Source organism: Streptomyces herbicida, assembly GCF_032656585.1.
GTDB lineage: Bacteria > Actinomycetota > Actinomycetes > Streptomycetales > Streptomycetaceae > Streptomyces > Streptomyces herbicida.
Genome location: NZ_JAUYWJ010000014.1, coordinates 40,872 through 54,717 on the forward strand (window position 1 = coordinate 40,872; position 13,846 = coordinate 54,717).

The 13,846-nt window shown below is 69.8% G+C and carries 9 protein-coding genes and 3 pseudogenes; 2 read left to right on the top strand and 10 right to left on the bottom strand.

All coding sequences use genetic code 11. The annotated features are described in order from the left end of the window. Positions 1–310: 310 nt before the first annotated feature. Positions 311–1,996, bottom strand: a complete 1,686-nt coding sequence (locus Q8A52_RS27730) for an acetolactate synthase large subunit (RefSeq protein ID WP_316756319.1) — start codon at positions 1,994–1,996, stop codon at positions 311–313. 210 nt (positions 1,997–2,206) lie between these two features. Between Q8A52_RS27730 and Q8A52_RS27735 the strand changes: the two genes are divergently transcribed. Further along, complete coding sequence (locus Q8A52_RS27735) at positions 2,207–2,944, top strand: flavodoxin family protein (RefSeq protein ID WP_316756321.1); 738 nt, start codon at positions 2,207–2,209, stop codon at positions 2,942–2,944. A 51-nt stretch (positions 2,945–2,995) separates the two neighbouring features. Here the strand turns inward: Q8A52_RS27735 and Q8A52_RS27740 are convergent, their stop codons facing one another. Next, a complete protein-coding gene (locus tag Q8A52_RS27740; RefSeq protein WP_361616613.1) occupies positions 2,996–5,701 on the bottom strand; it encodes an NACHT domain-containing protein in 2,706 nt (901 codons plus the stop codon). A 159-nt stretch (positions 5,702–5,860) separates the two neighbouring features. After that, a pseudogene (locus Q8A52_RS27745) lies at positions 5,861–6,590 on the bottom strand (dienelactone hydrolase family protein). 539 nt (positions 6,591–7,129) lie between these two features. Between Q8A52_RS27745 and Q8A52_RS27750 the strand changes: the two are divergent. Next, positions 7,130–7,801 (top strand): maltokinase N-terminal cap-like domain-containing protein, encoded by a 672-nt coding sequence (locus Q8A52_RS27750; RefSeq protein ID WP_316756324.1) that lies wholly within the window; start codon positions 7,130–7,132, stop codon positions 7,799–7,801. A gap of 99 nt (positions 7,802–7,900) precedes the next feature. On the opposite strand, the pseudogene Q8A52_RS49130 reads toward Q8A52_RS27750, so the two are convergent. From Q8A52_RS49130 to Q8A52_RS27780, 7 genes and pseudogenes are all read right to left on the bottom strand, one after another. Beyond that, positions 7,901–8,119, bottom strand: a pseudogene (locus tag Q8A52_RS49130) (AAA family ATPase); the annotation flags it as partial. A gap of 193 nt (positions 8,120–8,312) precedes the next feature. Next, a pseudogene (locus tag Q8A52_RS27755) lies at positions 8,313–8,761 on the bottom strand (glycosyltransferase); the annotation flags it as partial. Between the two features lie 476 nt (positions 8,762–9,237). Further along, positions 9,238–9,930, bottom strand: coding sequence for a GAF and ANTAR domain-containing protein (locus Q8A52_RS27760; RefSeq protein ID WP_316756326.1), 693 nt, complete (start codon positions 9,928–9,930; stop codon positions 9,238–9,240). Between the two features lie 226 nt (positions 9,931–10,156). Next, positions 10,157–10,570 carry a hypothetical protein gene (locus Q8A52_RS27765; RefSeq protein ID WP_316756328.1) on the bottom strand — a complete coding sequence of 138 codons (414 nt, stop codon included), beginning with the start codon at positions 10,568–10,570 and terminating at the stop codon, positions 10,157–10,159. Between the two features lie 301 nt (positions 10,571–10,871). Continuing rightward, positions 10,872–12,020, bottom strand: a complete 1,149-nt coding sequence (locus tag Q8A52_RS27770) for a vWA domain-containing protein (RefSeq protein ID WP_316756330.1) — start codon at positions 12,018–12,020, stop codon at positions 10,872–10,874. Continuing rightward, complete coding sequence (locus Q8A52_RS27775; protein WP_316756332.1) at positions 12,013–12,921, bottom strand: AAA family ATPase; 909 nt, start codon at positions 12,919–12,921, stop codon at positions 12,013–12,015. The genes Q8A52_RS27770 and Q8A52_RS27775 overlap by 8 nt, the downstream gene beginning before the upstream one ends. Then, positions 12,914–13,840, bottom strand: a complete 927-nt coding sequence (locus Q8A52_RS27780) for an XdhC family protein (RefSeq protein WP_316756334.1) — start codon at positions 13,838–13,840, stop codon at positions 12,914–12,916. Before Q8A52_RS27780 ends, Q8A52_RS27775 begins: the two co-directional genes overlap by 8 nt. Between the last annotated feature and the right edge of the window lie 6 nt (positions 13,841–13,846).

Genomic DNA, 13,846 nt, shown 5'->3' on the forward strand with positions numbered 1-13,846 from the left:
ACACGTACTGGTACCACGCACAGCACGACCCGCCCGGAGACCGCCCAGGCCATCAGCACAGCGGGTGAGTTCGCCCCTCTCGCCGAGGGCGGCTTCGGCAAGACCTACGGCCGAGGAACCTATTTCGCACCCACCGAGTGCGCCTCGCGCAACTAGGCCCCTACATGTTCAAGGTGTCGCTGGACGACCTCAACCTGCTCACTGTCGTCGGACGGGACCCGTCTGACCGCGACAGGCTCGCGCAAACGGTGCCCGGCCTCAGCGCGGGCGTCAGGACCTTGCTCGCCGAGACCCTGCGCACGAGCACTTGTCAGAACGGACCGTGGAGACTGCCCAGTCTGTCGGTCAGCCGCAGGTTCTCGGAGTAGTCGACCGGACAGGCGATCACGGACACCGCGTCGTCGGCGAGCGCGCGGCGCAGCACGGGCAGGAGTTGGTCGGCAGTCTCGATCGCGTAGCCGCGAGCACCGAAGCTCTGGGCGTAGGCGATCAGGTCCGGGTTGGTGAACCGGGTGTGGCTGTGGCGGCCGAGTTCGAGTTCCATCTTCCAGGTGATCAGGCCGTACTCCTCGTCCACCAGGACGAGGACGACCAGTGGGACGCGTTCGCGGACGGCGGTCTCCAGTTCCTGGGAGTTCATCAGGAAAGAGCCGTCGCCCATCATCGCCAGCACTCGCCGGTCCGGCCGCGCCAGCCTGGCGGCGATGGCGCCCGGCAGCGCGAACCCCATCGTGGACAGACCGTTGGAGACCAGGCAGGTGTCCGGCTCATAGGTGGGGTAGAGGCGCGCCATCCACATCTTCCCGGCGCCGGTATCCGCGAGCACGATGTCGTGGCGGTCCAGCGCGGCGCGGACATCGGCCACCACGCGTTGCGGCACCAGGGGGAACGCGTCGCTGTCGCGTCCGTACCGGAGTTCTTCGTCGAGCAGGGTGCGGATCTTCTCGCTGCTTCCCGAGTCGTAGGAGAGTCCCTCGGGCAGCGCTGCCGCGAGGGCGTCCAGCGCCTGCGAGGGGTCGCCCTCGACGCCCACCGCGACCGGGTAGTGGGCGTCCACTTCGGCGGGGAAACTGTGCACGTGCACGATCCGCTTGTCGCCGTCCGGGTTGATCTTGACCGGGTCGAACTCCTGGATCTCGTAACCCACGCAGACCAGCACATCGGCCGTGTCGAAGCCGAAGTTGCCGTAGTCGTGGCGCATGAAGCCGACCGCGCCGAGGGCGTGGGGATGGTCGTCGGGGAAGACGCCCTTGCCGTGGAACGTGGTCGCCACCGGGATGTTCAGCCGCTCGGAGAAGCGTACGAGAGCGGCCGAGGCACCGGACCTGGCGGCGCCGTGGCCTGCCAGTACGACAGGGTGCCGGGCAGAGGAGAGCACCTCCGCGGCGCGGGCGATCTGTGAGGGTGACGGTGCGTCAGCCTGTACCGCGGAGATCTGCAACGGGGCGAGCGGTTCGGAGGGACGCTCCGCTTCGATGTCCTCGGGCACCGCCAGAAAGACGGCGCCGGGGCGCTCGCTCTGGGCGATCTTGAAGGCCTTGCGCGTCATCTCCGGCACCGCGTCCGGACACTCGACGCGGGCCGCCCACTGGGTGACGGGAGCGAACATCGACACCAGGTCGATGACCTGGTGCGACTCCTTGTGGACGCGGCGCAGCGAACCCTGGGCGGCCAGGGCCACCATCGGGGCGCTGTTGGTCATGGCGTCAGCGGTGCCGAGCAGCAGATTGATCGCACCGGGCCCCAGCGTGGCCGAACACACCCCGGCCCGGCCGGTCAGCCTGCCGTAGATCTCAGCCATGAACGAGGCGGCCTGTTCATGGCGTACCAGGACGTACCTGATCCCGGAGCCGTTGAGCGCGTCGACGAAGCGGATGTTCTCCTCGCCGGGGATTCCGAAGACGTACTCCACGCCCTCGGCCCGCAGACAGCGCACCAGCAGGTGCGCGACGTCGTCCACTGCCGCCGTGTTCCGCGACTCGCCTTCGGTTCCCATGGGACGAACATAGGTACACCCCTGTGCCCCGGCCACTCATCGGCAGCCGACGGGGTGGCCGTGGCGGGTACCGCACGGCGCCCGAGCCGACGCGGCTCCGCGTCATTCGGAGCCGTTGTGGTGGCGCCTCCCGCGCTCGGCCCGCACGCTGGAACCGGTTGTGGACGCGCCGCCGCGCCCGGTGCGGCGGCAGAGCTCTGGGAGGACCGTGTGACCGCTTCGTCGCCCGCCACCGATGCGCCGCCGGCCCGGTACGACGACCTGCGTGCCCTGGTGATCAACTGCACCCTCAAGCGGTCGCCGGAGCCCAGCAACACCCAGGGGCTGATCGACCGCAGCACCGCCATCATGGACGCGCGGGGAGTGCACGTCGATGTCGTACGGGCGGTGGACCACGACATCGCCACCGGTGTGTGGCCCGACATGACGGAGCACGGCTGGCGGACGGACGCCTGGCCGGACCTGTACCAGCAGGTCCAGGCCGCCGACATCCTCATCCTGGCCGGCCCCATCTGGCTGGGCGACAACAGCTCTGTCATGAAGCAAGTCATCGAGCGCCTCTACGCCTGCTCGAGCCTGCTCAACGAAGCGGGCCAGTACGCCTATTACGGAAGGGTCGGCGGCTGTCTGATCACCGGGAACGAGGACGGCGTCAAGCATTGCGCCATGAACGTCCTCTACAGCCTGCAGCACCTGGGCTACACCATCCCACCCCAGGCGGACGCCGGTTGGATCGGCGAGGCGGGCCCCGGCCCCTCGTACCTCGATCCCGGCTCGGGCGGCCCGGAGAACGAATTCACCAACCGCAACACCACCTTCATGACCTGGAACCTGCTCCATCTGGCCCGGGCACTTAAGGATCTCGGTGGTATCCCCGCCTACGGTAACCAGCGCACCGCCTGGGACGCCGGCTGCCGCCGCGACTACGAAAACCCCGAGCACCGCTAGGGCCACCCACCTCACGCCCCGTACCCCATCCGGACCGAGGTTCGCTCCGCGTCACACGCTGGGGCTGATCCCCGGGTCCGGTACGTACGACGCGAGTTGCACCTTGTCGGTGAGCGACTCCTGGCCCGTGACCGGCTGGTGCGACGGAATGCGTAGGAGGCGCAGACTGGGGTGGGCGGCCAGTGAGGAGATGTCCACGGCCTTGGCGTTCGGGTCCAGGGTGAGGGTGTCAAGGCGCGGGAAGGCCGCCAGCCAGTACCAGGTGACGGATTGTTCGGCCGGCAGCCACAGATGGGTGACCCGGTCAGGGTGCAAGGAGTGGACCAGACGGACCGCGTCGAAGCCCTCCGACACGCGCACCTGCGAGCGGCCACCCAACGTGCTGAAGACCGCCAGCTCCTCCGGCGTGGTGATCTCGAAATAGACGTCGTCCTCGGGCAGGTCGGCCAGCACGCCCTCGGCGTAGGAAGCGGTGTCGAAGCGATGCCAAGCACCGCACAGGAGTTGTCGTACTCGCGGGTCCGGATGATCCCGATAGCGGCTGAGCAGAGGGATGGCGGCGTCTCCGCCGATGAGGACGGCCGTGTGTGCCGTCAAGAGCGCTTCCTCGTCCGACAGCCGGTCGGGCCCCGGAAGAAGTTCCAGCGCGACGGAGCCGATGCTGGCAAGTTCGTACGCTTCGGACGGGCCGCGGGGCGGTATGAGGGCGCTCGCGCGCTCGCTGATCGCGGCCCGCACGCGGGGCTCCAGTTCTGTGGCATGTTCGACGGCCGCGGTGGCGAGCAGGTGCAGTTGGGCTCTGCGGTAGGCGGACGTCGAGCCGTCTCCGCGTCTGATCAGGTCCATCAGAAGCTCCGCGCCCTCGCGGGGACGGGCATGCGCCACGGCCATGCGGATGACGTCCTCCCACTGGGATTCGACCGCGCGCAGGACGAGCAGGGCCATGTCGCCTTCCTCGACGGCGGCCTTTGCGCCCAAGTAGTCCTGGAAGGTCCGGTGGATGAAGTCGATGGTGCCGACGGCCGGCTCGCGCAGCAGTCCGCTGCGGAGCAGGAGGTGTTGGAAGATCGCTGCGGCGTCTCCCTGGGCTGCCGCGACCGGCACGCTGGGCAGAGTGTCCGCGATGATGCGTTCGGCGTGGCTGCGGTCGAGTTCGGACTTGCCGTTGAGGATGAATTTGTAGGCCAGGCGTTGCAGCAGCCGGACCTTGGGCTCCTCGGTGAGTTCGATCCCGTCCGGCGCGTCCATGTCGCGCTCTCGGTCGCGCCGTGCCAGCAGCATCGACAGCGCTGCGTCGTACAACTCCTTTCGGCCGCTGGGCAGGTAGCCGCGCCGGTCGCAGTGCAGTGCGCAAATGAGGCCGCACATCAGCGGGTTGGTGGCAAGCCGGGCGAGGTCCTGTTTGGTGCGGACCGCGGTGACCAGGGAGGCCTCGTACGCGTCGAGAAGGTTGCGTTCCTCCTGCTCGCTGACGCTGCGGGCGGCGTTGTGCCATCGGTGGATGAACGAGGTGACGTCGTGGCGGCTCATCGGGGCGAGCGAAAGCTCGGTGAACTTCTCCGTTGCGAGCCATCGATCGCGCACGGCCGAGGGGCGAGAGGTGACGAGCCAGACGTTCCTGTCGTAGGTGGCGAGCAGGTCCTGCAGCCAACGGCGGGTACGCTCGCGAATCTGTTTCGGTACTTCGTCGATTCCGTCGATCAGAAGCACCCCCCGGCCCGAGGCCAGCACTCGGTCCGCCCATCCCGTCGGCTGCGCTCCGGCCAGGGGAGAGCGGGTGCGATGCAGAAACTCGTCCGGGGCCGGGAGGTCGTCATGCTGCCGCGTCAGAGTGCGCATGGGCAACACGAACGGGACTCGTCCGATGAGTGTCGCCAACGGTGCCTCGCTGTCCAGGACGGTCAAATCCTGCTGGGCCGTGGTGACCGCCAGCCACTGCACCAGCGTCGTCTTGCCGGAGCCCGCGACTCCACGGAGCAGCACCCGGTCACGTCCGTTGAACGCATGCTCCGCCCGGATCATGGCATGGCGGGTGTCCCGGTCGAGGTCCGCCTCCAGACTCAAGTACGCGGTCCCGAGCGGCCATTGTTCGGGCGACCGTGAAAGGTCGATCCCGTAGATGGTGAGCATCCCGTGCTTCTGGGCGATGTGCGCGGCGTACCGCTCCTCGAAGAGGGTGTCCTTCGTGACGGGGGAGGGGTTCCGCGCCAGCAGCAGGTCCGTCTTGGCAATGACTTCCGCGAGTCGGCCGCTGTGCTCGACGAGCGTACGTGCGACGAATGTCGAGCGCTGGGTGAAGAAGTGGAGTATGTGTACGCACGCCGTTGCCAAGAGGGCGTCGTGGAGTTGGGCAGCGTCGGCGGACAGGTCGCGGGTACTGTCGGGTCCCGCGGCCTTCAATACTTGGAGCAGCGCCTGCGGGCCCATCTGAACCGCCTGTACGTCGTCCATCTCCAGCTCGCCGAGATGCGTCAGGGTCCGGGCCAGGGCCAGGGCGACCGCCTCCTCCTCGCCCGGCGCGACCGGCCGCTCACCTACGGGGGCGGACCCTACTGCGCTGCGGAGCAGAGCTCGGGTGAGCTTGTGCAGGTCCGCGTCCGTCAGCCGGCGCTTCTCACCGGTGAACGACACCAGTGAGGAGATCCGTACCGGTCGGTCGACGAGGCCGGCTCCCGGACCTTCACTGATGAACAGCTTCTTGATGAGCGGGGTTACGACACCAGAGGCGAGTCGAGTTGCGATCGCACCAGCATCCATCGTCCCCCCAGACAGCCGCGCGTTCCCCAGTGCACTGAGCTGATTCTTGCCCCAACGGCGGCCGTCCATCCGGGACTTCGCGCCGGACGTCCGAGATCTGCGCCCAACGCGCCGGCCGGAAACGAGATCCGGTCGGCGCGTCGAGAACCGCGATGCCCGTCAGCTCAGATGCCGGGCGAAGAACCGCACGGAGCTGTCCACTTCGAACGACGGCACATCCCCGTTGATTGCCGGGGTTGGCATGCAGCGTCTTCTCGGCCGAGGCGAAGGCGTCGAACAACGCCAGGCTCTGGTCCCGCGGCACCAGATGGTCGTCCCACTGGACCACGAACTGCACCGGCACCGTGATCCGTCCGGCGTCCTCGGCCAGCCCGTGCACACCGAGCAGGCCCAGCACCGCGGCGCGGATCCGGGGTTCCGCGGCGATGAGCGGGATGCCGAGCCCGCAGCCCATCGACATGCCGCAATAGCCCACAGGGCCGACGCCGACTTTGTCGAGGCACTGGACGGCAGTCAGGACCGCCTGCCAGTCCGTGACAGCCTGACCGGCCAGATACGTGTGCATGCCGGCGACCAGCGCGCCCGGATTCTCCCCGGCAGCCATTGCGGCCCGCATCTCCGCCGCGATCCGGCCGAACGCCTCGTCCTTGGGCCGCTCGCCGTGGTGGGGCGCGTCGATCGCGACGACCGCGAAACCGTCGGCGGCGAAGCGGCGGGCTCGGGACACGGTGCCGGGGGCCGTCTTGTGCTGCCCGCCGCCGTGGCCCAGCAGAATCAGGGGACGCGTGCCACAGGCGCCCTCCGGCGTCCACAGCACACCGGGGATCTCGTCGAGAGTGAAGAACTGTTCGGTGACGCCATCCGATGACGTCTGAGAGGTGAAGCGCATCCGCGTTTCATGCCTTCCGGGAATGCCTTGTGCGGGCGCTCCCTAGGCCATGCAAGGGAGGGAGACCCGACGTGTCACAGTGTTGATCGGTCTCACCTCCTCGGACTTGCAGCGGTGCACGGCGACGCCGAAGCTATCACAGTGATCATCACTTGCGCCTCGCCGGAACCGATGTTGTCCGACATGGCATCAGCGGTCAAAGCCGAGCGGGTGCGCAGGCAGGCCCTCGTGGACATGAGCCCGCAGCAACGCAGGTCTGCCGAAGCTCTCGGCCTCACCCCGACCACCTTGGTGATGTGCTTTGCCCACAACGTCGCATGGTGTGCAAGGGCCACCGCCTCGGCCCAGCCCTCGACACGTGCGTGCAGCGGCGTCCACCGATCGCCATGGATTCCGAACTCGCAGCACGAGTCCGCCCCACCGAGCCTCGTACTCCGCCACCCGGTCGATGACCTCAGCCCGCCGGGCACACCGATGACCTGGTGGCTTACGCGCCGCAGTCCAGGCTCGCATCGACTCGACGAAAGGGAACATTCGGCATGGCTGTCATCCACCACACCGAACTCAAGCCGACCAAGCTGGAACTGCTCACCTCCTGGCTGCCCACCCGTCCGTGGTACCGCGGTGGCGCGGCCGAACCGAAGTTGGCCAAGGCCGGCGGCTTCCGGCTGGACGATCCGCAGGGCGAGGTCGGGATCGAGTTCATCGTGGTCGCCGACGCCTCCGGCCCTCAGCCGTCCGCCTACCTGGTACCGCTGACCTATCGCGGTGCCCCGCTCGACGGGGCAGAGCACGCCCTCGTCGGCACCATGGAGCACGGCGTGCTCGGGCGGCGCTGGGCCTACGACGGCTGCCACGACGCAGTGCTGGTCGCCCAGTTGCTGGCCCTCATCGAGGGCAGGGTCCAGGCCCAGGACCAGAACATCAGCGACGTCCCCGACCTTGGGGTGATCAGCTCTTACACCGGTGAAGGCTCCCTCGCCACAGACTTCACCCCCACCGCCGCCGACGATCAACAAGGCACCGACCTCGAACTGCTTGCGCCGCGGGGCACGACCCTCCGCCTGCGGCGGTTGCTGCGGCCCGGCCCTGAAGGCTCGTCCCTCCCTCCGCATCGAGCGACCGGCCACGTCGCCGGCTCCTGGCACCTGCCGGATGGCACCCACGCCCGGGGGCTGTTCGCCGTACTGCACCACGGCCGCCCGGCCTAGCCCCCATGTCTGCGGTCACGACCGGAGCCGGATGAGGAGCCCGTAACCGACGTCAGGCGCTCGTGAGGATGACGAGTCGGCGAGCGGAAGGTGGGATCGCCGATGACACAGGCGATCCCGTCGCCATGCGTGGCGAGCCGGGTGCCGAGGATCGGGTCTTCGCTGGGCTTCGAGGCGGTCGGACAGCACGGCGATCGACTGCGCGAGGCACTCCGCGATGGCCGCGAAGTGCTGTTCATCGGAGGCGATCAGCGCCGGGTCGGCCTTGGGGGAGTGGTGGTCGGGAAGGCCGAATGCGCTGGTGGTCAGGGGGTTCAAGTGATCAACTCCGATATGGGGTCGCCACGACCATTGCGCGCGGCAGCGCGTGCGGACCGGCGTGACGCATCTGGCGGCCAAGACGGGCAACGAGCGGTCGGCGTGGGCCTCGTGGTCGTTCTAGGTAGGGGTCGCCAGGGGCGCAGGTTCTCGTGTCTGGGCTCAGGGCACTGCTCGGGCGATCTCGTGTGGTTCACGCGGGCACGGTCGGCCTTTCCCGGCTGATCTCGTCGAGCAGCAGCTTCGCGGCCACCGTCGCTCCGTCGGTGCGGATCCTGGCGGCCATGGCCGTCACTCGTGCGTGGGTCTCGGGGGTCAGACCGCCTCGAGCGCGGGCGACAGGGACTCGAAGGCCGGGGTCGGGCCGCCGTGTGCCGCACCGATCCCCAAGTCGGCCACCCGGCCTGCCCAGTACGGCTGGTCCGCCAGCTGGGGTACCACCACCTGAGGCGCCCCGGCCCGCGCGGCAGCCGTCGTCGTGCCCGCGCCGCCGTGGTGGATGACGGCGGCCATCCGGGCGAACAATGCCTGCTGGTTGACCTCGCCGATGACGAAGCAGTCGTCCTGGTCGTCGATCAGGGCCAGGTCGGCCCAGCCGCGGGCAACGACAGCACGGCGGCGCTGCGCGCGGATCGCCTTGATTTGCGATCCGCACGGACGGTCCCTCGGGCCCACGGACGCAGCCACGGAAGCGAGTCAGGCTCTGGCTTCACCCGTTCCCTCGCCCGAAGGACCTGTGGACGCTGAGCGCGCCAACCGGATTTCTGAGGCGGCCAGTTGTCGTGGACGCCACCGCAGCGCGGCGCTCGCCGAGTGACTGGGTGTACGCCGTCACCCGACGCAACCGGCTCTACGCGGCGATCGGCGGGCGGCGCGGCCTGCGGCGGCTGACGGTGACCGCCCCGGACGGCCGGGCCGTTTGGCGCCCGACGGAGATCGTCGCCGGACCGGAACACCTGTTCGTCTCCGGCGGCGACACCGTCGCGGCGGCCCGCGACGGCCGAGCGCTCTGGCCGGCGGCGACGCTCCCCTACGACAGGTCAGCCGTGCTGCTCGGCGCCTGCACCGCGCGGACGCGGAACCGGTCGTTGCCTTCTTTGACATCCAGGCGATGCGGGTCAGGGGCTGTCGGTATGGTCGTCCCGGACGCGTTGGGCGACGTCTCGCAGTTTGATGTTGTGGTGCTGGGAGATGTTGCGCAGCACGTCGAAGGCTTCGTCCTCGCTCAGCTTGTGGCGTTCCATGAGGATGCCCATGGCCTCGCCGATGGCGTGCCGGGTGTCCATGGCGTGTTCGAGCTGGTCGATGGTCCGGGCGCTGGACAGTGCTACGGCGGCATGCGAGGCAAGGAGCCAGCCGGCCGTTTCGAACTCGTGGGTGAAGGCTCCAGGGCGCCGTGCGTACAGGTTCAGAGCGCCGAAGTCCTCCGCGTCGGTGTACAGCAGTACGCCGGTCATGCTGCCGATGCCCAGTGTGCGGGCCGCCTCCGCGAACCGCGGCCAGGTCGGTTGGGGCTCGGTCATGTCCTCGATCCGGAACGCGCGCTCCGGGGGGGTGTAACGGGCCAGATCGAAACATGGCCCCTCGCCCAGCTCTCCCTGGAGCCGGTCGCTCTCCTGGACCCAGTCTCCGCAGGAGGAGAGGGTCACGGCACGACCCTTGCGCACGGCGAGGATCCCGGCCGCGTCACATCCCGTGATCAGCCTCACCGCTGCGGCCGCGATCTCGTCCAGGGTGTCTTGCACCGACTCCTTGGCCAGCAGATCGCGAGCCAGCTCGGCCATCCGCTCGGCGAACTCGCGCCACTCCATCCGTCACCTCTGTCCTCGGTCGCTGCTCGTGTCAGCCCCACTCGGACCCTGTACTGGATGACGGTACGCGCCCCGTCGTCGGCGGGCGGCCCTTCGTGATCCACTCGGCCGACGGCCCCGACCCGATCCGAGAGGTCCGGACCATATTCGGATTGCCGGGCGAGCCCAGAAAAAACGTCGTCCCGGGCCCGCCATCGCGGGACCGGGGACGGGCAGCGTTCCGTGCTCAGAGAGTCGGGAAGACCAGCGTGAAGAAGAGCCACAACAGAACGGCCCAGAAGATCGCCGCCGTCAGCGACACCAGCAGGGAGCTGCGCCACTTCAGCACCAGGAACGGAAAGAGGACCAGGGCCGCCCAGTGACCGGCCACGTCGATCGACATACGGGCGGCCTCACCGAGGGTTCCCGCGCGCCCCGCGGCGATGCGGCGCAGCAGCCGCTGGGAGACGAAACCGTACAGGCCGAAAACGACCGGGAAGAACCACAGCGGTGTGATCGTGACCAGCTCGGACTCGGAGAAGTCGTTGAACTTGACCAGATACACGACTGCGGCGCCCATGACACCGGCCATCAGCGCGGTCACGAAGAGGGCGGTCAGCGCGGCCGGTTCCGCGGCCCCGGCAGCCTGGGGAACGGGCATGGGCGCCGGCACAGGAGAGGCGTACGGAACGTCGTTCGAGGGCACACGGACCGCCTGGTGGCAGTGGGGGCAACGGACGTCCTGTCCGGCTCGTTCGGCCGGGGCCGACATCAAGTGCCCGCACGAGGCATGGAATTCCACCTGGTGTTGCTGGTTCACGCGCTGCCTTTCCTGTCCCTCTCGGGCGTTGTTCGACGCGATCTTCGCAACGGTGCAGGCTCCCGGGCATCCGGGAAACTGCGTATCCGCACACGTAGGCTCGTGGACCCTGGCCACCCCCTCCGTTACGGAACGGACAGGGTCAGCGGCGGTGGCGCGGGGCGGACAGTGCGGCGGCGAAGTCGTCCAGGGCCGCGAGGTTGTGGGCGCTGACGACGGCGTCGCAGTAGGGCAGAGCCGCGGCCATGCCGGCCACGAGCGGACGGTAGCGCGGGCTTGCCGTGCGCGGGTTGACCCATACGACGCGGTACGCGACCCGCGACAGCCGCGCCGTGTGGGTCGCGAGGTCGGCGGGCGTGCCGGTGTCCCAGCCGTCGGAGATGATGGCGACCACGGCGCCGTGCGCCATGCCGCGTCGGCCGAACCGCTCGTTGAACTCAGCCAGGCACTCCGCTATCCGAGTGCCCCCGGACCAGTCCGGTGCCGACCGTCCGGCCCGTGCCAGGGCGTCGTCGGGCCCGGCCCGCCGCAGGACGGGCGTGAGGCGGGTGAGGCGGGTGGCGAAGGTGAAGACCTCGGCGTGGGTGGCGCGGGCGGCACAGTAGAGCAGTTGCAGCATCGCGCGGGCATACGGCTCCATCGACCCGGAGATGTCGCAGAGCACGACGAGGTCGCGGGGGCGGGCGCGGGGAACGAAGCGGCGTAGCCGCAGCGGGTATCCGCCGGTGCGCCGGCTGTCGGAGAGGGTGCGGCGCACGTCGATGCGCGCACCGTGGTGTGCCGTGCGGCGTCGGCGGGACGGCCGGGTCGGGGTGCGGAGCACCATCGTGCGCATGACGTCGGAGAGCAGCGCCAGTTCCTCGGCGGACAGGTCCGCGAAGTCACGGTTGGCGAGCCGGTCGAGCGGGCTGGCGGTGAGGGGGACAGGAGCCTCCCGCGGCTGTGTGTCGGCCTCTCGGCTGCGTCCGTCCGTGGTGGCCTCGCGAGCGTTGGGGACGCGGCCGGGAAGGGCGCGCGCGAGCGAGCGCGCCGGGTCACCGGGTTGTCCGCGCTGTACTGCGCCGTCGGCCGGGCCGCCGAAGACCTCGCGGAAGACCGCGTCGAACGGGTCGATCTGCTCGCGGTCGGACACCAGGGTGGCGAGCGCGCAGTACCGCAGCTCGCGCGTCGTCGCCGGTGCCAGCAGGGTGAGCGCCCGGGCGAAGCTCCGGGTACGGTCGGGGCCCACCGCGATCCCCGCGTCGTGCAGGGCGGCGGTGAATGAGGCCGCCAGTTCCGGCAGGTCAGCCATCGGAGCCCGCCTCCGCGTCGATCAGCTCAGCCAGTCCGGCCCGGCGCACGGCCTCCAGATCCTCGGCGTACTTGAGTACCGCCCCCAGGGTGCGGTCGGCTGCCTCGGCGTCGAGGACGGGCAGGCCCAGGGTGTGCAATGCGCCTGCCCAGTCGATCGCCTCGGCGATGCCGGGCGGCTTGGTGAGCTCCTGCCGGGCGCGCAGGCGGGCCACCCCACGTGCCACCCGCGGGGCCAGCCACCCGGCCGACTCCGGCACCCGTCTGCGGATGATCGCGGCGACTCGTGCCGAGTCCGGGTAGTCGATCCAGTGGTAGAGGCAGCGGCGCTTGAGCGCGTCGTGCAGATCCCTGGTGCGGTTGGAGGTCAGTACGGCCACCGGGGGTACCGCGGCCGTCCGCGTGCCCAGTTCGGGGATGGTGACCGCGGCATCGGCGAGCAGCTCCAGCAGGAACGCCTCGAATTCGTCGTCCGCGCGGTCCACCTCGTCGATGAGCAGCACCGCGGGCCGCGGTCCCGGGTGGCAGATCGCGGCGAGCAGCGGCCGTGGCAGCAGATAGTCCTCGGTGAACAGGTCGGTGTCCCGCAGGGGCTCCCCGCGGGACTCGGCCAGCCGGATGGCCAGGAGTTGCCGCGGATAGTTCCACTCGTAGAGAGCTTCGGCCGAGGACAGTCCCTCGTAGCACTGCAGGCGGATCAGCGGGGTCTCGAGCACGGTGGCGAGCGCGCGGGCCGCCTCGGTCTTGCCGACGCCGGGCTCGCCCTCCAGCAGGATCGGCTGCCGCATGCGCACGGCCAGCAGCAGCGCCGTGGCCAGGGCGTCGTCGGCCAGATAGCCGACGGCGTCCAGACGGGAGCGCAGGGCGGAGACATCGGGTACGAGGGCGTCGAGGTCAGGCATGCGCGTACCGGGAGGGGTCGTCGGCGAAGGCGTGCTGGCACCCGGGCCCGCAGAAGTACACCGTGGTGCCGGCCCGGTCCAGTGAGAGGGTGGCGGGCGTGATCGCCACGGTCATGCCGCACACGGGATCCACGACCTCGGCCACGGCCTGCGGCGCGGCGGTGTCGGTTCCGGGGCGTGCGGCTCGGGCCTTCTGCGGCCGCAGGGCGATGATCTCGGCGTACACCGACAGCGCGATCTCCGCCGGGGTCCGGGCGCCGATGTCCAGTCCGGCCGGGGTGTGTACGCGGACGCGTTGTTCCTCGGTGAGATCCAGCCCGGCGAGCACCGCCGCGCCGCGCTTCGGACTGGCCACCAGCCCGATGTACGGGACCCCGGCGCGTGCGGCCTCGAGCAGTACGGGCTCCTCGTCCCGGCCGTGTGTGGCGATGACGACGACGTCCAGATCGGGTGGCAGCTGCTCCCCGGGCGAGGCAGGCCGGGCGTCGAGGCCGAGGATGCGACCGACGTCGAGCAGAGCGCGGGCGATGGGGGCGTGTCCGTAGACGTGCGCCAGCGCCGGGGGGAGGTTGGCCTCGAGGAAGATGTCGAGCGTTCCGCCCGACAGACAGGGATTGGCCACCGTGACCAGGCCTTCGCCCGGCTCCCGCGCGCCTTCGGGTCCGCTGCCCGCCGTGGGGGTGATCCTCAGCAGCAGCGACTCGCCGGTCTGCAGCACCCGCAGGCCCTGCATTTGCACCGTCGTCTCGGCGCAGGTGCCGCCCACGAAGCCCTCGATGGTGCCGTCGGGCAGCACCAGCGCGCTGTCCCCGGGCTTGGCGCTCGTGGGCCGTTCCGCGTGGACGACGGTGGCCAGGACGAACGGGGTCCGGCGGTGCCGGAGCACGTCCGCCCGGGTCAGCAGTTCGGTGTTCGTCATCGCGGG

What these genes read in the sequence shown, in the direction of transcription:
- Q8A52_RS27730 (WP_316756319.1), bottom strand. Translation starts at nt 1,996, where the DNA reads ATGGGAACCGAAGGCGAGTCGCGGAACACGGCGGCAGTGGACGACGTC.
- Q8A52_RS27740 (WP_361616613.1), bottom strand. Translation starts at nt 5,701, where the DNA reads ATGGATGCTGGTGCGATCGCAACTCGACTCGCCTCTGGTGTCGTAACC.
- Q8A52_RS27750 (WP_316756324.1), top strand. Translation starts at nt 7,130, where the DNA reads ATGGCTGTCATCCACCACACCGAACTCAAGCCGACCAAGCTGGAACTG.
- Q8A52_RS27760 (WP_316756326.1), bottom strand. Translation starts at nt 9,930, where the DNA reads ATGGAGTGGCGCGAGTTCGCCGAGCGGATGGCCGAGCTGGCTCGCGAT.
- Q8A52_RS27765 (WP_316756328.1), bottom strand. Translation starts at nt 10,570, where the DNA reads ATGCCCGTTCCCCAGGCTGCCGGGGCCGCGGAACCGGCCGCGCTGACC.
- Q8A52_RS27770 (WP_316756330.1), bottom strand. Translation starts at nt 12,020, where the DNA reads ATGGCTGACCTGCCGGAACTGGCGGCCTCATTCACCGCCGCCCTGCAC.
- Q8A52_RS27775 (WP_316756332.1), bottom strand. Translation starts at nt 12,921, where the DNA reads ATGCCTGACCTCGACGCCCTCGTACCCGATGTCTCCGCCCTGCGCTCC.
- Q8A52_RS27780 (WP_316756334.1), bottom strand. Translation starts at nt 13,840, where the DNA reads ATGACGAACACCGAACTGCTGACCCGGGCGGACGTGCTCCGGCACCGC.